The sequence below is a fragment of the Kitasatospora sp. NPDC053308 genome, assembly GCF_055585785.1.
In genome coordinates, this window is record NZ_JBVJJY010000006.1 from 41,053 (window position 1) to 58,905 (window position 17,853).

General features: G+C 72.2%; 15 protein-coding genes and 2 tRNA genes. 12 read left to right on the top strand and 5 right to left on the bottom strand.

Annotation, left to right across the window (positions count from 1 at the left end; translation table 11 throughout):
• Window positions 1-163: 163 nt before the first annotated feature.
• The 4 genes from ACZ6Y7_RS15625 (at window position 164) to ACZ6Y7_RS15640 (ending at window position 3,592) form a co-directional block, all read left to right on the top strand.
• On the top strand, window positions 164-763 hold the full coding sequence (locus ACZ6Y7_RS15625) for a biotin transporter BioY (RefSeq protein ID WP_465758429.1): 600 nt from the start codon (window positions 164-166) through the stop codon (window positions 761-763).
• Window positions 764-830: 67 nt separating this feature from the next.
• The gene (locus tag ACZ6Y7_RS15630; RefSeq protein WP_402215670.1) at window positions 831-1,316 is read left to right on the top strand and encodes a ribose-5-phosphate isomerase; all 486 of its coding nucleotides are present in this window, start codon (window positions 831-833) and stop codon (window positions 1,314-1,316) included.
• A 405-nt stretch (window positions 1,317-1,721) separates the two neighbouring features.
• A complete protein-coding gene (locus tag ACZ6Y7_RS15635; protein WP_465758430.1) occupies window positions 1,722-2,861 on the top strand; it encodes a PP2C family protein-serine/threonine phosphatase in 1,140 nt (379 codons plus the stop codon).
• A 533-nt stretch (window positions 2,862-3,394) separates the two neighbouring features.
• Entirely contained in the window at window positions 3,395-3,592 is a 198-nt protein-coding gene (locus tag ACZ6Y7_RS15640) for a hypothetical protein (protein WP_030058274.1), read from the top strand.
• A 3-nt stretch (window positions 3,593-3,595) separates the two neighbouring features.
• Here ACZ6Y7_RS15640 and ACZ6Y7_RS15645 read toward each other — a convergent pair whose 3' ends face one another.
• A complete protein-coding gene (locus tag ACZ6Y7_RS15645) occupies window positions 3,596-4,387 on the bottom strand; it encodes a DUF6348 family protein (protein ID WP_465758431.1) in 792 nt (263 codons plus the stop codon).
• A gap of 190 nt (window positions 4,388-4,577) precedes the next feature.
• Here ACZ6Y7_RS15645 and ACZ6Y7_RS15650 point away from each other — a divergent pair, with 190 nt between their 5' ends.
• The gene (locus tag ACZ6Y7_RS15650) at window positions 4,578-5,150 is read left to right on the top strand and encodes a DUF6197 family protein (RefSeq protein WP_465758432.1); all 573 of its coding nucleotides are present in this window, start codon (window positions 4,578-4,580) and stop codon (window positions 5,148-5,150) included.
• A gap of 77 nt (window positions 5,151-5,227) precedes the next feature.
• Here the strand turns inward: ACZ6Y7_RS15650 and ACZ6Y7_RS15655 are convergent.
• Window positions 5,228-5,298: transfer RNA gene (locus ACZ6Y7_RS15655), tRNA-Gly, on the bottom strand.
• 188 nt (window positions 5,299-5,486) lie between these two features.
• Between ACZ6Y7_RS15655 and ACZ6Y7_RS15660 the strand changes: the two genes are divergently transcribed.
• The 5 genes from ACZ6Y7_RS15660 to clpX all read left to right on the top strand — a co-directional run bounded on the left by ACZ6Y7_RS15660 (window position 5,487) and on the right by clpX (window position 10,418).
• Window positions 5,487-5,560: transfer RNA gene (locus tag ACZ6Y7_RS15660), tRNA-Pro, on the top strand.
• Window positions 5,561-5,852: 292 nt separating this feature from the next.
• A complete protein-coding gene (gene tig / locus ACZ6Y7_RS15665; RefSeq protein ID WP_465758433.1) occupies window positions 5,853-7,241 on the top strand; it encodes a trigger factor in 1,389 nt (462 codons plus the stop codon).
• Window positions 7,242-7,509: 268 nt separating this feature from the next.
• Window positions 7,510-8,127 (top strand): ATP-dependent Clp protease proteolytic subunit, encoded by a 618-nt coding sequence (locus tag ACZ6Y7_RS15670; protein ID WP_465758780.1) that lies wholly within the window; start codon window positions 7,510-7,512, stop codon window positions 8,125-8,127.
• Between the two features lie 56 nt (window positions 8,128-8,183).
• Window positions 8,184-8,846, top strand: a complete 663-nt coding sequence (locus ACZ6Y7_RS15675; protein ID WP_391489865.1) for an ATP-dependent Clp protease proteolytic subunit — start codon at window positions 8,184-8,186, stop codon at window positions 8,844-8,846.
• 282 nt (window positions 8,847-9,128) lie between these two features.
• Window positions 9,129-10,418: an ATP-dependent Clp protease ATP-binding subunit ClpX gene (gene clpX / locus ACZ6Y7_RS15680; protein ID WP_465758434.1), complete on the top strand. Its 1,290-nt coding sequence runs from the start codon at window positions 9,129-9,131 to the stop codon at window positions 10,416-10,418.
• 77 nt (window positions 10,419-10,495) lie between these two features.
• On the opposite strand, the gene ACZ6Y7_RS15685 is transcribed toward clpX, so the two are convergent.
• A complete protein-coding gene (locus ACZ6Y7_RS15685; protein ID WP_465758435.1) occupies window positions 10,496-11,317 on the bottom strand; it encodes a hypothetical protein in 822 nt (273 codons plus the stop codon).
• Window positions 11,318-11,508: 191 nt separating this feature from the next.
• Between ACZ6Y7_RS15685 and ACZ6Y7_RS15690 the strand changes: the two genes are divergently transcribed.
• Together ACZ6Y7_RS15690 and ACZ6Y7_RS15695 are read left to right on the top strand one after the other, a co-directional pair.
• Window positions 11,509-14,148, top strand: coding sequence for a valine--tRNA ligase (locus ACZ6Y7_RS15690; protein WP_465758436.1), 2,640 nt, complete (start codon window positions 11,509-11,511; stop codon window positions 14,146-14,148).
• Between the two features lie 330 nt (window positions 14,149-14,478).
• The gene (locus tag ACZ6Y7_RS15695) at window positions 14,479-15,003 is read left to right on the top strand and encodes a hypothetical protein (protein ID WP_465758437.1); all 525 of its coding nucleotides are present in this window, start codon (window positions 14,479-14,481) and stop codon (window positions 15,001-15,003) included.
• 29 nt (window positions 15,004-15,032) lie between these two features.
• On the opposite strand, the gene wecB is transcribed toward ACZ6Y7_RS15695, so the two are convergent.
• Window positions 15,033-16,193: a non-hydrolyzing UDP-N-acetylglucosamine 2-epimerase gene (wecB, locus tag ACZ6Y7_RS15700; RefSeq protein WP_465758438.1), complete on the bottom strand. Its 1,161-nt coding sequence runs from the start codon at window positions 16,191-16,193 to the stop codon at window positions 15,033-15,035.
• 53 nt (window positions 16,194-16,246) lie between these two features.
• Window positions 16,247-17,680, bottom strand: coding sequence for a glycosyltransferase family 2 protein (locus ACZ6Y7_RS15705; protein WP_465758439.1), 1,434 nt, complete (start codon window positions 17,678-17,680; stop codon window positions 16,247-16,249).
• Window positions 17,681-17,853: the final 173 nt, after the last annotated feature.

Below are 17,853 nucleotides of genomic sequence, written 5' to 3' on the forward strand. Positions count from 1 at the left end.
CGGGCGGCGGCGGTGCGTCATGGACCGGTGACCGTGCGTGGCATCGGGCCGGTTCCGACAACGCCCGAGGGCGGGGCTTTGTCCGAAACCGTGTGCGAAGCGCAGTGGATCACCGCGTAGGTTCACAGGTGTTCACTCACCTGGACTCCCACGGAGGATCCCGATGGCCACTGCCACCACCCCGACACCGCACCGCGCCGTCCTCGCCGACCTGCTGCCCGCCGCCACCACGCGCCTCGGCGGCCAGGTCCGCGACCTGGCCCTGGTGGCCGGCGGCGCCGCGCTCACCGGCGTGGCCGCCCAGCTGTCGGTGAACGTCCCGGGCTCGCCGGTGCCGGTCACCGGACAGACCTTCGCCGCCCTGCTGGTCGGCACCGCGCTCGGCGCCCGCCGCGGCGTCGCCTCGCTCGCCCTCTACCTCCTCGCCGGCATGGCGGGCCTGCCCTGGTTCGCCGAGGGCACCTCCGGCTGGGCGATGCCCTCCCTCGGCTACGTGATCGGCTTCGTCCTCGCCGCCGCCCTCACCGGCGTGCTGGCCCGCCGCGGCGCCGACCGCAGCCCGGTCCGCACCGCCGTCACCATGGCCCTCGGCAGCCTCGCCGTCTACGCGGTCGGCGTCCCGTACCTGGCCCTGTCGCTGCACGTGCCGCTCGCCCGCGCCGCCGAGCTCGGCCTCTACCCCTACCTGGTCGGCGACGCCCTCAAGGCCGCCCTCGCCGCCGGCGCCCTGCCGCTGGCCTGGAAGCTGCTCGGCCGGCGCTGACACGGCCGCCGCCGGCCCCCGGCCCCCGTTGTCGGGCCCGGGCGCACCCGCATGCCACACTCATGGCATGCGCGTGTACCTGGGCTCCGACCATGCCGGATACGAACTGAAGAACCACCTCGTGGAGTGGCTGAAGGAGGCCGGCCACGAGCCGGTCGACTGCGGACCGCACATCTACGACGCCGAGGACGACTACCCGCCGTTCTGCCTGCGCGCCGCCGAGCGCACCGCCGCCGACCCGGAGGCGCTGGGCGTGGTGATCGGCGGCTCGGGCAACGGCGAGGCGATCGCCGCCAACAAGGTCAAGGGCGTCCGGGCCGCGCTGGCCTGGAGCACGCAGACCGCCGAACTCGGCCGTCAGCACAACAACGCCAACGTGATCTCCATCGGCGGCCGGATGCACACCGAGGACGAGGCCACCAAGTTCGTCGAGGTCTTCCTCAACACCCCCTACAGCGGCGAGCCGCGGCACACCCGCCGGATCGAGATGCTGAGCGAGTACGAGACCACCGGCGAGCTCCCGCCGATCCCGGCCCACCACCCCCAGGGCTGATCCCGCCACCACCGTCCGCCCGCGGCCGGCCGCACGCTCCCGTGCGGTCGGCCGCCGCCGTTCCCGGGCGCCCCGGCGGTCCGGTCCACCCTGTGGGATCGGCCACAGGCGGGCCGCAGGCCGCGGCGCGCGGACGACCCCGCGCGCGGGGCGCGCACACCGCCCACGCGAATCCTCCGCCCAACCGGCGCACGCCTCCTGACGGCCTGCCCGCACCCGCTCCGGTCGGCCGAAACCCGCTGAGCACCCCGCACTCCGGCACCCCGCCCGCGTCCGAGCCGTCGACGCCGGGCCGTGCCGTGGATAGGGTCGGACCCCATGGCTGGCAGACCGCCGGGCGCACCGCCCCAGACGACTGCGACGAGGCCCGGCGCCGCCCCGGCGTCCGAGCCCGTGACGGCCCGGTTGCGCAAGAGGCTCCGCCGGGTCCGCCGAAGGCTGCGCACGGCCGGGGTGGACTACTTCCGCGGCGGCGCCGCCGACTGGCCGGTGCTCTGCGCGCTCGCCCTGCTCGTCCCGCTGCTGATCCTGCTCAACATCTGGCTCCCCGACTGGGCCCCGCCGACCTCCCTGGTGCTGCCGATCCTGGCCGGCGCGCTGCTGCTGCGCCCCGGCAGCCTGGTGGTGCTCTACGCGCTGGCCGCGCTCGGCCTGTCCGCCGAGTCCGTGATCCACACCGGCCAGCGGGTCGCCAGCGACAACCCGGAGGCCTACGTCTACGGGGTGACCCCGGGCGCGGCCCTGGTGGTCGGCGCCGCCGGGGTCGGCGGCCTGCTGCTGGCCCAGTTCCGGGCCCGGGTCGGCGTGCCCTGGTGGGGCGGCTCCACGATGCTCTTCGACCTGCGCGAGCGGCTGCGGGTGCAGAGCCGGGTGCCCGCGCTGCCGGCCGGCTGGCACGCGGACATGGCGCTGCGCCCGGCCGGCGGCCAGTCCTTCTCCGGGGACTTCGTGGTCGCCGCCCGGACTGGCCCCGGCCAGCGGCTGCTGGAGGTGGTCCTCGCGGACGTCTCCGGCAAGGGCATGGACGCCGGCTCCCGCGCGCTGCTGCTCTCCGGCGCCTTCGGCGGCCTGGTCGGCTCGCTGCCCGCGCACGACTTCCTGCCCGCGGCCAACGGCTACCTGCTGCGCCAGTCCTGGGACGAGGGCTTCGCCACCGCCGTGCACCTGGTGCTGGACCTGGACACCGGCGAGTACGAGCTGCTGTCCGCCGGGCACCTGCCGGGCATGCAGCGGCTCGCGGGCGAGGGCCGCTGGGAGGTCAAGGAGGCCGACGGCCCGCTGCTCGGGATCTACGACGGCGCCAAGTTCGAGGGCGTGCGCGGTCGGCTGAACCGGGGCGACGTCCTGCTGCTGTGCACCGACGGCATGGTCGAGGCGCCCGGCCGGGACCTCACCGAGGGCATGGACCGGCTGATGGGCGAGGCGGACCGGCTGGTGCCCGGCGGCGGCCGGGGCGCGGGAGCGGGTGCCGCCGCGGCGCTGATCGAGACGGTGGCCCGGGACATCAACGACGACCGCGCGGTGCTGCTGCTCTGGCGCGACTGAGCGCGGACCGGGACGGGACGGTCCGGCCTGGCCGGGCACGGCCGGGCGGTGACCTGCCCGCCCGGCTTCCGGCACATGCCGCGGGCAGCGGCTGTCAAGCCTGGCAGCCGATCTTCGGCCAAATCGGACGGCCCGTCGGCTGACCGGACCAGCGGCTTCCGGTATCCGCCCCCGACCGTTTCCCGGCCGCTCAGCACGGCCCCGCCGACGATCCGTCAGCACCGACCGGCTATCGTCCCGGTCGGCGGAAACTCGTCTCGCATCGCAGGATGTCGGCGTTGGGCTGACTGTCAGACCTTTACGCAATCGGCACGGTCGACCACACTGAGTCCGGGCGGGACTGTTCAGGATTCGGGGGATAGGGGGCGTCAGGTGCGGCACGACAGACTGCGGTCGACCGCGGGCTCCCTCACCGGCGGTGTGTCGGACGGTCCGCGATTCCGCCTCGGGACCGTCGGACATGCCGGGGTCCGGCTTTCGCTGGTGTCGCCGGGTGGTGGCACCCCGCTATGAAAACGAGGAAGTGAGTCCGGGTGGCCCTCTCCGTCTCCGCGCTGGTCCTGTTCGCGATCCTGAGCATCATCTTCATCCGCAACAAGCAGATGAAGATCCCGCACGCGATCGTCGCCGCCCTGTTCGGCTTCATGCTGCACGAGACCACGGTCGCGACCTCGATCAACTCCCTGCTGGCCAACCTCGCGCACAGCATCTCCAGCATCACCGGAGGCTGATCGTCACCGCCCGGCCCGTCTGGCCTCCCGCCAGCGGGCGAACAGTCCCCGGGGGCGTGCCGCCGCCGGGGCCGGGACGCGCATCGGTGCGGGTGCCGCGGCACCCGCCGGCGCGGCCTGCGCCGGCGCCGTCCCCTCGGCCGTCAGGAGCACGAACAGCCGCGCCCAGCACAGCCGTTCGCCCCGCGGCCAGTCCAGCGCGCGCAGCGCCGCCGAGGCCGCCTCCGACACCTCGCCGCCCACCCGGACCTCGGCGACGTCGTCGCCCGCCTTCCCGCCCAGGAAGAGCTTCACCCCGATCGGCCCGGGCCCGGTCAGCTCCGTGCGCAGCGCGGGGGCCAGCGCCGGCAGCACCCGGTTCTCGGCGAGCCAGCCCGCGAGGTGCTCGTTGCCGAAGCCGAACACCGCGGCCGGCCCCTGGACCGCCCGCCAGTCCGGGAGTCCGGGCAGGTCCACGCGGTCGGCGTGCACCCCGCGGCCCTCCGCCAGCTCGACCAGCACCGAGGCGGTGGTGGTCGCCCACATCTTCACCGCGTTGGCGAGCTTCTCCTCCTCGGTCTTGCCGAGGCCGGCCGCGCAGTCCCACACCACCGGCGCGTCCGCCCGGCCGAGTTCCAGCACGAAGCCGAGGTCCACGTGTCCGGCGCCGTCGTCCCCCGGATGCTCGCGGACTGCCACCGCCGTGGTCCCCGGGCCGCGCACCACCTCGCCGTCCAGGCGGAACACCTGGCCCAGCCGCGCCATCTCCCGGACCACACAGCGCTGTATGACGGCCAGTCGCTCCTGCGGACGCACCGGGACTCCTCCACTTCGGGAGCGCGGCCGCTGAGCTCGCGCTCGAACTGCGCTCGAACGCCGCCGAGGCTATCGGCCCGGCACCCCACCGGGAAACCGTCCGGTCGCCCCGGTCCTCCGGTCGCGGAAATGTGCCGAATGCCCCACTTTGGGCAACGGAACCCTCGCACCGTCCGCCCGGAGAACCCGCATGCCCCGCACCACCGAACCGGCGCCGCCCACTCCGCTCCCGGCGCGCCCGCTCCCGGCCCGCCCGCTCCCGATCCGTCCGGACGGCTCCGGCCTGGTCGCCGAGATCGAGGCCTACCTCGCCTCGCTGCCCGCCCCCGCCCGCACCCCCGTGCCGTACGTCTGCCCCTACGGCACCACCACCAGCCCCTGGTACGCCGGCCACCCGCTGCCCCGCGCCACCCTGCTCGACCGGGCGCTGCGCCGCCCCGCCCGACCCGTCCCGGTCACCGCGGCCGACCACCTGCGGCTCGCCTCCCGCTACATCGGCGCCCACGGCTGGCTGCAGGGCGCGATGTGGGACGAGGCCGGCCGGGTCTGCCTGCTCGGCGCCCAGGCCGCGGTGCTGGCGCACGGCTACGGCACCCCGGCCACCGTCCGCACCGCCCGGGCCCAGCTGATGGAGGTGCTGCACGGCACCGGCCGCCCGGCGCGCTCCCCGGACGAGTTCAACGACCGCCCCACCACGCGGGAGGGCGACGTCCACCAACTGCTCGACCGGGCCGCCGCCCGGGCCGCCCGGCTCGGGCTGTGAGCGGCGCCGGCACCCGTGCGGCCGCCGGAAACGCAACCGGCCCCGGTGCGCGTGAGGCGCACCGGGGCCGGACGAAGAGCGGGCGACGAGAATCGAACTCGCGTGACTAGTTTGGAAGACTAGGGCTCTACCATTGAGCTACGCCCGCGCGACCGCCGGCCGTGACGGCCGGAAGTTCGGGGCACAGCCTACCTGGTCCCGGCGCCCGTGTGCACACCGCTTTCCGCTCGACCCCCGCGCACCCGGCCCGCGGGCCCGCGAAGTCCCCGTCGTGCCGGGGGTGGAAATAGTCGGCGAGCCGAACAGGCCCGCCGTGTACGCTTCCTCTCGGCACCACGGGGTGTGGCGCAGTTTGGTAGCGCGTCCGCTTTGGGAGCGGAAGGCCGTCGGTTCGAATCCGGTCACCCCGACAGTGCGGCAGGGTCTCGCCCACCGGGGCGGGGCCCTGTTCTGTTCGGCCGGTACGGTGGCGCCTGGCGTCCGCCTTTCGTGGTACCGGTAGGATGGGGCGCTGGCGGTAGTCCCTGTGGCGTCCACCCAGGTCAACCGCACGAGGGCGAGGAGTCAAGCTCACCGTCCACCCCACGGGAGATGCAGCTCCAACCGCCCATCGCCCGTCTCGTCCGACCCACCCGTACGGCTCCGCCGGGCGGCGGGGACGGGCGGAGACAACCTGACCGCAAGCCCCTAGGAGACCTAACCGTGAAGAGCGCCGTCGAGACTCTGAACCCGACCCGGGTTCGACTCACCGTCGAGGTGCCCTTCGAGGAGCTCAAGCCCAGCCTCGACGCGGCGTACAAGAAGATCAACCAGCAGGTCACGGTTCCGGGCTTCCGCAAGGGCAAGATCCCGGCTCGCGTCATCGACCAGCGCTTCGGCCGTGGTGCCGTGCTGGAGGAGGCCGTCAACGACGCCCTGCCGCGCTTCTACACGCAGGCCGTCGACGAGGGCAAGATCGAGGTCCTCGGCCAGCCCGACATCACCAACATCGAGGGTGTCGAGAAGATCGCCGACGGCGGCGACCTGAAGTTCACCGCCGAGGTGGACGTCCGCCCCGAGATCACCCTGCCGGAGTTCTCCTCCATCGAGGTGACCGTCGACCCGATCGCCGTCTCCGACGAGGACGTCGAGAAGTCGCTGGAGCAGCTGCGCGAGCGCTTCTCCTCCGTCAAGGACGTCGAGCGCGCCGCCGCCGCCGGCGACATCGTGGTCGTGGACCTGGTCGCCAAGGTCGACGGTGAGGTGCCGGAGGACGGCACCGCCACCGGCGTCAGCTACGAGATCGGCTCGGGCCGCCTGATCGACGGCATCGACGAGGCCGTCGTCGGCCTGTCGGCCGGCGAGGAGAAGACCTTCGAGACCGAGCTCAAGGGTGGCACCCAGGCGGGCAAGACCTCCGAGGTCACCGTCACCGTCACCGCCGTCCAGGAGAAGGAGCTGCCGGAGCTGGACGACGAGTTCGCCCAGCTGGCCAGCGAGTTCGACACCCTGGAGGAGCTGCGCGCCGACTCCCGCAAGCGCCTGGAGCGCATGAAGGAGTACGACCAGGCCACCCAGGCCCAGGAGAAGGTGCTGGACGCCCTCCTCGCGCTGGTCGACATCGAGTACCCCGAGAAGCTGCTCGCGGACGAGATCCAGACCCGCAAGCACAACGTCGAGCACCACCAGCTGGAGCCGATGGGCCTGAACCTCGACACCTACCTGGAGACCCAGGGCAAGACCCGCGAGGAGTGGGACGCGGAGATCGAGGAGCAGGCGAAGAAGGGCATCAAGACCCAGTTCGTCCTGGACCAGATCGTCGCCAACGAGGAGCTGGGTGTTAACCAGGAGGAGCTGACCGAGCACCTCATCCGCCGCGCCGCCGGCTCGGGCCTCACCCCCGACCAGTTCGCGCAGCAGGTCGTCCAGGGCGGCCAGGTGCCGCTGCTGGTCGGCGAGGTCGCCCGCGGCAAGGCGCTGGCCACCGTGGTCGAGGCCGCCAAGGTCGTCGACACCGAGGGCAACGAGATCAACTTCGACGACGAGGACGAGACGGCCGAGACCGTCGAGGCCGCCGCCGACGAGGCCGCCGAGGAGAAGCCCGAGGCCTGAGCCCCGGAAGCCCCCTGAGGCACGCAGTGGGCCCGGACGCCGTCAAGGTGTCCGGGCCCGCCGTGTTCCCGGCCCGGGGCCGCCGCGACCCTGCGCTCACAGCGAACAGTTCTGCGTGAGGGATTCTGCGGCCCGGCCTGCGCGTTAGGGTCCTTGGACAGCAACAATCACGACGTGATACCCGGAAGCTGTGCGACACCGTGACGGCCGTCGACCGACCGTCCAAATCGACTGAGCAGGTGGCTAAGTGACGTTCCCGCAGATGCAGATGCCTGGCCCGATGGCGCCGCACGCCGCCGCTGGTGACGTGCTCGGCGGCCTTGGCGACCAGGTCTACAACCGGCTGCTCAACGAGCGGATCATCTTCCTCGGCCAGCAGGTCGACGACGACATCGCCAACAAGATCACCGCCCAGCTGCTGCTGCTGGCCGCGGACCCGGAAAAGGACATCTTCCTCTACATCAACTCCCCGGGCGGCTCGATCTCGGCCGGCATGGCGATCTACGACACCATGCAGTACATCAAGAACGACGTCGTCACCATCGCGATGGGCATGGCCGCCTCGATGGGCCAGTTCCTGCTGACCGCCGGCGCCAAGGGCAAGCGCTTCTCGCTGCCGAACGCCAACATCCTGATGCACCAGCCCTCCGCGGGCCTCGGCGGCTCCGCCACCGACATCCGCATCCAGGCCGAGCAGCTGCTCCGCACCAAGAAGCGGATGTCCGAGCTGATCGCCTTCCACAGCGGCCAGTCCTTCGAGCAGATCACCAAGGACTCCGACCGCGACCGCTGGTTCACCCCCGAGGAGGCCCTGGAGTACGGCCTCATCGACGCGATCATGCACAGCGCCGCGGACGTCCCCGGCGGCGGCGGCACGGGCGCCTGAGCCTCGGCCCGGCCCACGAGACCACAGCCACAACGCCCCGGAGGACCGAAATCCCCATGAACATCCCCAGCCTGTCGGCCGCCCAGGCCCGCGTCGAGGACATGCGCGCCGAGGGCCGCTACATCGTCCCGCGCTTCGTCGAGCGCACCACCCAGGGCATCCGCGAGTACGACCCGTACGCCAAGCTGTTCGAGGAGCGCATCATCTTCCTCGGCTCGCAGGTGGACGACGTCTCGGCGAACGACATCATGGCGCAGCTGCTGTGCCTGGAGTCGATGGACCCGGACCGCGAGATCCAGATGTACATCAACTCGCCCGGCGGCTCGTTCACGGCCCTGACGGCCATCTACGACACCATGCAGTACGTGAAGCCGGACATCACCACGGTCTGCATGGGCCAGGCGGCCTCCGCCGCGGCCGTGCTGCTCGCCGCCGGCACCCCCGGCAAGCGGATGGCGCTGCCGAACGCCCGGATCCTGATCCACCAGCCGTACACCGAGACCGGCCGCGGCCAGGTGTCCGACCTGGAGATCCAGGCCAAGGAGATCTTCCGGATGCGCGAGCAGCTGGAGGAGATGCTGTCCAAGCACTCCAACAAGTCGGTGGAGCAGGTGCGCGACGACATCGAGCGCGACAAGATCCTCACCGCCGAGGAGGCCGTCGAGTACGGCCTGGTCGACCAGATCATCTCCACCCGCAAGACCTCGCTGACCTCCTGAGGCCGGCCGTCCTCCGGGTCCGTCCGCGGGCGCGGGGGGCCCACCGGGGCGGGACGCGCACCGTTGGTGCGCGTCCCGCCCCCACCCATCGGCGGGGTCCGTGCCACGGCATCTGTTCGGTATCAATTCGCCCAGGGCGTAGGGCAGACCTGGCGAAGAGGACGGAATCACGGGCCCGGCAGAGTACCGTCGGATAGCGAGACCGAGCGCCGTCGGCGTTGACGGTCCACAGCACCAGGCCCCGGAACCCCCGCGGGGCCCCTGGCGAAGGGGAAGCACCTCGTGGCACGCATCGGAGACGGTGGCGACCTGCTCAAGTGCTCGTTCTGCGGCAAGTCACAGAAGCAGGTGAAGAAGCTGATCGCCGGCCCAGGCGTGTACATCTGCGACGAGTGCATCGACCTGTGCAACGAGATCATCGAGGAGGAACTCGCCGAGACCTCCGAGGTGCGCTTCGAGGAACTCCCGAAGCCGCGCGAGATCTACGAGTTCCTCGACCAGTACGTGGTCGGCCAGGACCTCGCCAAGAAGGCGCTGTCGGTGGCCGTCTACAACCACTACAAGCGCGTCCAGGCGGGCGAGGCGGGGCGCAGCGGCGGCAACGGCCGCGAGGACGCCATCGAGCTGGCCAAGTCCAACATCCTGCTGCTGGGCCCCACCGGCTCCGGCAAGACGCTGCTGGCGCAGACCCTGGCCCGGATGCTCAACGTGCCGTTCGCGATCGCGGACGCCACCGCGCTCACCGAGGCCGGCTACGTCGGCGAGGACGTCGAGAACATCCTGCTCAAGCTGATCCAGGCGGCCGACTACGACGTCAAGAAGGCCGAGACCGGGATCATCTACATCGACGAGATCGACAAGGTCGCCCGCAAGAGCGAGAACCCGTCGATCACCCGGGACGTCTCCGGTGAGGGCGTGCAGCAGGCCCTGCTGAAGATCCTGGAGGGCACCACCGCGTCGGTGCCGCCGCAGGGCGGGCGCAAGCACCCGCACCAGGAGTTCATCCAGATCGACACCACCAACGTGCTGTTCATCGTCGGTGGCGCGTTCGCCGGCCTGGAGCGGATCATCGAGGGCCGCGCGGGCGCCAAGGGCATCGGCTTCGGCGCCACCATCCGTTCCAAGCGGGAGTCGGACGCCAGCGACCACTTCCGCCAGGTGATGCCCGAGGACCTGGTGAAGTTCGGCATGATCCCGGAGTTCATCGGCCGTCTGCCGGTGATCACCAGCGTGCACAACCTGGACCGCGAGGCGCTGCTGCAGATCCTCACCGAGCCGCGCAACGCGCTGGTCAAGCAGTACCGCAAGCTCTTCGAACTGGACGGCGTGGAGCTGGAGTTCTCCCGGGACGCGCTGGAGGCGATCGCCGACCAGGCGATCCTGCGCGGCACCGGCGCGCGCGGGCTGCGGGCCATCATGGAGGAGGTGCTGATGTCCGTGATGTACGAGGTCCCCTCGCGCCAGGACGTCGCCCGCGTGGTGGTGACCGGGGACGTCGTCTCCAAGCACGCCATCCCCACCCTCGTCCCCCGCGACATGATCAAGCGCGAGCGCCGCGAGAAGAGCGCCTGACGCCCGCCGTACCCGAAGGGGCCCCGCACCGGACCGGTGCGGGGCCCCTTCCGGTCGGAAGCGCCTGCGGGGGAGCGCTACTTGGCGACCTTCATGGCGTCGCGGATCGCCCGGGTCTTCTCGGCGGCCTGGGCGGGGGTGAGGCTGGGGCCGCCGCTCCCGCTGCCGCTCAGCTTGGCGAAGGTCACCCGGGCGTAGGTCGACTTGTCGGCCCAGATGCAGACCGTGGACTGGGCCTTGCCGGCCACGATCGAGTAGACGCCGCAGGAGAGCCGGCCCGAGGAGGCGTGGCTGTCCTGGGCCGGGAAGTCGGCCAGCGGCGAGCTCCAGGTGAGGCCCGTGCCGCCCTTCTTGGAGTCCTCGATGATCTGGTCGGGGTCGTTGATGGTCCCGTACAGGCCCGCCACCGAGATGCTGTCCAGCGCGTCGGCGCCCTTGTTGTAGGTGGCGACCACGACGGTCAGGTCGCTGCCGTACTTGCCGGCGTCCTTGGCGTCGGGCTTGGACGGGTCGACCGCCTCCTCCTTGGCCGTCTTCTGGTTGTAGCCGTCGGGCAGGCTCTGCGGGGTGGAGATCTTGTAGCTGCCGCCCGAGTCGCCGCCGAGGAACTTCCACGCCGCGAAGCCTCCGCCGCCCAGCACGAGCGCGCCGATCACCAGGCCGATCACCAGTCCGCCCTTGCCCTTGCGCGGCGGCGGGGCCATCGGGTAGCCGGGCTGCCCGTAGGGCGCCTGCGGCGGCACGCCGTACGGCTGTTGGGGCGCGCCGTAGGGCTGCTGCGGGTAGCCGTACTGCGGCTGCGGGGCGCCGTAGGGCTGCTGCGGGGGCGGGCCGTACTGCGGCTGGCCCCCGTAAGGCTGCGGCTGTCCCTGCGGATACTGCTGTCCCTGGCCGTACATCTGCGTCTGTGCTCCCCCGCCGCACCCGCGGCCTGTCGTGGTGTGGAGTCGATCCGTGCACGTCCGGTCAGCCGGACGAGTGCCCGCGCACGCTACCGCACGGTGACCGCCCCGGGCCCGCTCGGGCACGGCGCGTCCACGGACCGAAAGCGGTTCGTAACCCGCCCCCGCGGTTACGTAAACTGTGCGTCGTGACCGACACGACGAACCAGCGCCCCGTGAGCACCTCCGCCGGGGACGAAGCAGCCACCCTCCCGACGACCTACACCCCGGCGGACGTAGAGGGCGAGCTGTACGAGCGCTGGGTGGAGCGTGGGTACTTCAGCGCCGACGCGAAGAGCGACAAGCCGCCGTTCACCATCGTCATCCCCCCGCCCAACGTCACCGGCAGCCTGCACCTGGGCCACGCCTTCGAGCACACGCTGATCGACGCCCTGGTCCGCCGCAAGCGCATGCAGGGCTACGAGGCCCTGTGGCAGCCCGGCATGGACCACGCCGGCATCGCCACCCAGAACGTGGTCGAACGCGAGCTGGCCAAGGAGGGCAAGTCCCGCCACGACCTGGGCCGCGAGGCCTTCGTCGAGCGCGTCTGGAAGTGGAAGGCGGAGTCCGGCGGCCAGATCTCCGGCCAGATGCGGCGCCTGGGCGACGGCGTGGACTGGTCCCGCGAGCGCTTCACCATGGACGAGGGCCTCTCCCAGGCCGTCCAGACCATCTTCAAGAAGCTCTACGACGACGAGCTGATCTACCGCGCCGAGCGCATCATCAACTGGTGCCCGCGCTGTCTGACCGCCATCTCGGACATCGAGGTCGAGTACCAGGACGACGACGGCGAGCTGGTCTCGATCCGCTACGGCGAGGGCGAGAACGCCATCGTCGTCGCCACCACGCGCGCCGAGACGATGCTGGGCGACACCGCGGTGGCCGTCCACCCGGAGGACGAGCGCTACAAGCACCTGGTCGGCACCGAGATCGAGCTGCCGCTGACCGGCCGCCGGATCCCGATCGTCGCCGACGCCCACGTCGACCCGGAGTTCGGCACCGGCGCCGTCAAGGTGACGCCCGCGCACGACCCGAACGACTTCGAGATCGGGCAGCGGCACGACCTGCCGAACATCGCCGTCATGGACGAGCACGCCGTCATCACCGTGCACGGCCCCTTCCTCGGCCTGGACCGTCTGGAGGCCCGCTCGGCGATCGTCGCCGCGCTGCGCGCCGAGGGCCGGATCGTCGCCGAGAAGCGCCCGTACGTCCACTCGGTGGGCCACTGCTCGCGCTGCAAGACCACCATCGAGCCGCGGCTGTCCATGCAGTGGTGGGTCAAGGTCGGCCCGCTCGCCCAGGCCGCCGGTGACGCCGTCCGCGACGGCAAGGTCAAGATCCACCCGCAGGAGATGGAGAAGCGGTACTTCGACTGGGTCGACAACCTGCACGACTGGTGCATCTCGCGCCAGCTGTGGTGGGGCCACCGCATCCCGGTCTGGTACGGCCCGAACGGCGAGGTCGTCTGCGTCGGCCCCGACGAGCAGCCGCCCGCCGGCGAGGGCTGGCACCAGGACACCGACGTCCTGGACACCTGGTTCTCCTCCGGCCTGTGGCCGTTCTCCACGCTCGGCTGGCCGGAGCAGACCGAGAGCCTCGCGAAGTTCTACCCGAACTCCGTCCTGGTCACCGGCTACGACATCCTGTTCTTCTGGGTCGCCCGGATGATGATGTTCGGCCTCTACGCGATGGACGGCACCCCGCCGTTCCACACCATCGCGCTGCACGGCATGGTCCGTGACCAGAACGGCAAGAAGATGTCGAAGTCCTTCGGCAACGTGGTCAACCCGCTGGACTGGATGGACAAGTACGGCTCCGACGCGCTGCGCTTCACGCTCGCGCGCGGTGCCAACCCCGGCGTCGACGTGCCGATCGGCGAGGACTGGGTCCAGGCGGCCCGCAACTTCGCCAACAAGATCTGGAACGCCACCCGCTTCGCGCTGATGAACGGCGCCACCGTCGAGGGGCCGCTGCCCGCGCCGGAGGAGCTGACCGCGGCCGACCGCTGGATCCTGTCGCGGCTGGGCAGCACCGTCGCCGAGGTGGACGGGCTGTACGAGGACTACCAGTTCTCCAAGCTCTCCGAGGCGCTGTACCACTTCGCCTGGGACGAGGTCTTCGACTGGTACGTCGAGCTCTCCAAGACCACCCTGGCCAAGGGCGGCCCGCAGGCCGACGCCGCGCGCCGGGTGCTCGGCGAGGTCCTGGACGTCACGCTGCGCCTGCTGCACCCGATCGTGCCGTTCGTCACCGAGACGCTGTGGACCACGCTGACCGGCGCCGAGTCGGTGGTCATCGCCGACTGGCCGCAGGACAGCGGCTTCCGCGACGCCGCGGCCGAGGCGGAGATCGCCACCCTGCAGCAGGTCGTCACCGAGGTCCGCCGGTTCCGTACGGACCAGGGCCTCAAGCCGGGCCAGCGCGTTCCGGCGAAGCTGGAGCTGGACGGCACCGCGCTCGCCGCCCACGAGGACGCGATCCGCTCGCTGCTGCGGCTGACCGCCCCCGAGGAGGGCTTCGCGGCCACCGCTTCGCTGCCGGTGGCCGGCGCCACCGTCGCGCTCGACCTCTCCGGCACCATCGACGTCGCGGCGGAGCGCAAGCGCCTCGCCAAGGACCTCGCGGCCGCCGAGAAGGAGAAGGCCCAGACCACCGCCAAGCTCGGCAACGAGGCGTTCCTCGCCAAGGCCCCGGACGAGGTGGTCGCCAAGATCAAGGCGCGCCAGGAGGCCGCCGAGGCCGACATCGCCCGGATCACCGCCCAGCTCGCGGCGCTGCCGCAGGGCTGAGCCGGGACCGGCCCGGTCGCCGAGGGGCCGCACACCGCTTCGCGCGGGGTGCGGCCCCTCGGCGTTCCCGCCCGGGCCACCCCGCCTCGGGCCACCCCGCCCGGGGCCGTGTCAGCGGATATCCCTTACACCGAATAGAGCAGCGACATTGCTCCCTTCCGGCGAATATTCATCCTGGACCGGGTGAGGTCCTATTCCGAGCGAATTGATTCCGGTCTTGCCCGCGCGCGTTCGCGGAAGTTTCCAGGTCGGATGTGTACGGTGTGCACGGAGTTTCCGAAGGGCGTTTCTGCTGAACGTTCTGCCCAGTGACGGACGGGAGGGCACGGCGTGGTGGTGACCGAGGAGTTGGCGGACGAACTGCCTGCCGAGGCGGTGGAGGAGGCCAAGGCCAGGGCGGCGACCCTGCTGCTCGCATTCCGGCACGGAAACCAGCTCGCGTTCGACCACGAGCTGGATCTGCTGTTCGCCGAGCACGCCGGGCGGGAGGTGACCACGCTGCTCGCCTGGATCGCCGCCGAGGCCGTCCGCAAGGCGTACGCCCCCGAGGTCGGCGACCGGGTGCTGCGGGCGATGGCCCGGCGCGCCCCGGCCGACACCGGCGCGGTCGCGGTGGACGAGGAGAGCGCGAACGCCGCCCGGCTGATCGAGGCGGTGGCGGCCGGCGAGGTGGCCGTGGTGCGCGGCCTGGTCGCCTCGACGCCTGACACCACCTTCCTGCTGGGCGGTCTGCTGCAGGGTGTCGCGATGATGCTTCCGCTGCTTCCGGAGGGCGAACTGGCCGAGATCACCGCCGAGTTGCGCCGCCGGCACGGCGGCGCCGCGCACGTGCCGGAGGCCCGGGCCGGCGTCTGAGGAGACGGAACCGGCTCCCCGGAGGAGGGTCAGGCAGCCAGTAGGGCCGCGTCGGCGTCCGCGTCGGCGGACCCGGCCGACCCGGCGAGCGCGGCGGTCAGCGCGGCGATCCGGGCCGAGGCCAGGCCGTCGCCGTACGGGCTCGGGGTGGCCGCGAGCCGGGCCAGGCGCTCGGGGGTGTCGGAGAGCCAGCCGCGGGCCAGCTCGCCCAGTTCCTCGCCGGGCCGCACCAGCGCGGCGAAGCCGGCCGCCACGGCCTCCGGGCGCTCGGTGGAGCGGCGCACCACCAGCAGCGGACGGCCGAGCACGGTGCACTCCTCCTGCACCCCGCCGGAGTCGGAGACCAGCAGCGCCGCGTGGCGCGCCAGGCCCAGGAAGTCCGCGTAGCCGACCGGGCCGGTGACGGCCAGGCGCTCCAGCAGGCCCTCCAGGCCGAAGCGCTCGACGGCGGCCCGGGTGCGCGGGTGCATCGGGAACAGCACCGGCGTGCCGGCCCGGGCGATCCGGTCCAGCTCGGCGAGTACCGCGCCGAGCGCCTCGGCGGTGTCGGTGTTCTCGGGGCGGTGCACGGTGGCCAGCACGTACCCGTCCGGGCGCAGCCCGTGCGCGGCGAGCAGCGCGGCGCGGGCGGCGCCGTCCGGCAGCTGACGGCGGACCACCTCGACGACGGTGTTCCCGGTGAGCTCGATCCGGTCCTCGCCCAGGGACTCGGCGCGCAGGTTGGCGACGTTGTCCTCGGTGGCGGCGCAGAGCAGGTCGGAGACGTGGTCGACCATCACCCGGTTGTGCTCCTCGGGCATCGCCCGGTCGAAGCTGCGCAGTCCGGCCTCGACGTGGACCAGCGGGATCTCCCGGGCGTTGGCGGCCAGCGCCCCGGCGAGGGTGGCGTTGGTGTCGCCCTGGACGACCACGGCGGCGGGGCGGTCCTCGGCGAAGGCGGCGTCCAGCTGGCCGAGCGACTGGGCGATCTGGCCGGCCCGGGGGCGGCCGCCGACACCGGTGAGCAGCTCGGGCCGGGGCAGGTCCAGGTCCCGCAGGAAGCGGCCGGACATCGCCTCGTCCCAGTGCTGGCCGGTGTGCACCAGCCGGGTGGCGTCGCCGAGTTCGTGGATCAGCGGGGCGAGCTTGACCAGCTCGGGGCGGGTGCCGAGGACGACGGCGACACTGTTCGGGGGCAGGCACAGGCTCATGCGGGGGCTCCGGTGGGGACGACGGTGGAGGAGGGCGCGGGGGAGGGGGCGGCTCAGGATTCGAGCGCGGTGGGGGCGCCGAGGGCGACCTTCTCGGCGTTGCGGCGGGTCTTGGCCCAGCCGTTGCGACCGAGCAGCATCCGGACGGCGGCCCGGGCGGCCACCACGAAGAGGTGGTAGGCGTACAGCCAGACCAGGACGCCCCAGAGCAGCCCGGTCAGCCGGCTCCGGTCGGGGTGGACGACCCGGCGGTAGGCGAGGCCCCAGAACACCATCGGCAGCGTGGCGAGCCCGAACGCGAGCAGCATCCACGGCCCGTACCGGAGCTGGAAGTCGGCGGTCTCGGCGGGGAAGAGCACCAGACCGGCGGCGGTGATCCCGAGCGAGAGCGGGAACAGCAGCACCAGCAGCACGCAGACCACGGGCTGCAGGAAGGTGTACATCACCTCGGCCTTGCCGGCCCAGGTGTAGTGCGGGGAGCGCAGCACCCGGCCGGTGTAGCGCAGGCACTGCATGTTGCCCTGGGCCCAGCGGGTGCGCTGGGTGAGGAAGCGACGCAGCGAGACCAGGCCCTCCTGGGAGACCTGGGCCTCGGTGACGTGGGTGAGCCGCCAGCCGGCCAGGCGCAGGTCCAGTCCGGACTCGTAGTCCTCCAGCAGCGCGCGCTCGGGCCAGGGGCGGCCGGCCCGGCCCTCCTCGGTGGTGAGCGAGTCGAGGGCGGTGAGCCGGACGAACTGGCCGTTGCCGCCGAGGCCGACGCTGCCGGTGCGGCGGCGCAGCAGCTGCATGCCGGCGTTGTTGGCCTGGAACTCGACGTCCTGCATCCGGACGAGGGCGCGGGCGACGCCGTTGGCGGCGCGACCGCGGCCGGGCAGCGGGAGTTCCTCGTCGGCGTTGCGCATCCGCACGCCGATCTGGACGGCGCCGGTGTCGGGGGGGCCGAGCGCCTTGGTGTTGGCGACCCGGCCGAGGGTGCCCGGGTCGAGCTGTCCGTCGGCGTCGACGACGCCGATCACCACGCGGGAGCGGTCGGTGGACTCGGGCAGCCAGGCGGAGATCTCCCGGTAGGCGGCGTTGAGGGCGGCGCCCTTGCCGATCCGGGCGTGCGGGCGGCGGCGCTGGACGAGGTGGACGCGCGGGTCGCGGGCGGCCGCGGCGAGCACGAGTTCGCGGGTGGCGTCCTCGCTGTCGTCGTCGATCACCCACAGGTGGGCCTCGGGAGCACTCGCCCGCAGGCCGTCCAGGGTCTGGGTGACCACGGCCTCCTCGTCGCGGCAGGGGACCACCAGGTGCCACTGGAAGGCGGCGGGGTCGCCGGGCTCGGCGGGCCGGTCGTGCCGGAAGGCGTGGCGGGAGCCGGCCCAGTACACGAGGAAGCGCCCGAAGACGAGGACCATGTAGCCGACGAGGGCCAGCGAGATCAGTCCGGCGACCCAGACGACGGCGTCCCGGTGAAGCTCGATCCAGTCGTGCAGGGCGTCGGGCATGGCGCAGTGCTCCTCGTGATCTAAGGTCGGCGGCTCCTGTTGGTTGCGAATCGATGCTCCGTTGCGGTTCAAACTCGCTAAATGAACAGTAAAGGGAGCAAACTGGTCTGTTAAGACCAAGAGTGGGCAAAGTGGCCGTTGTCACCTCGACCCTCACCCTGTGAGGACGCCCC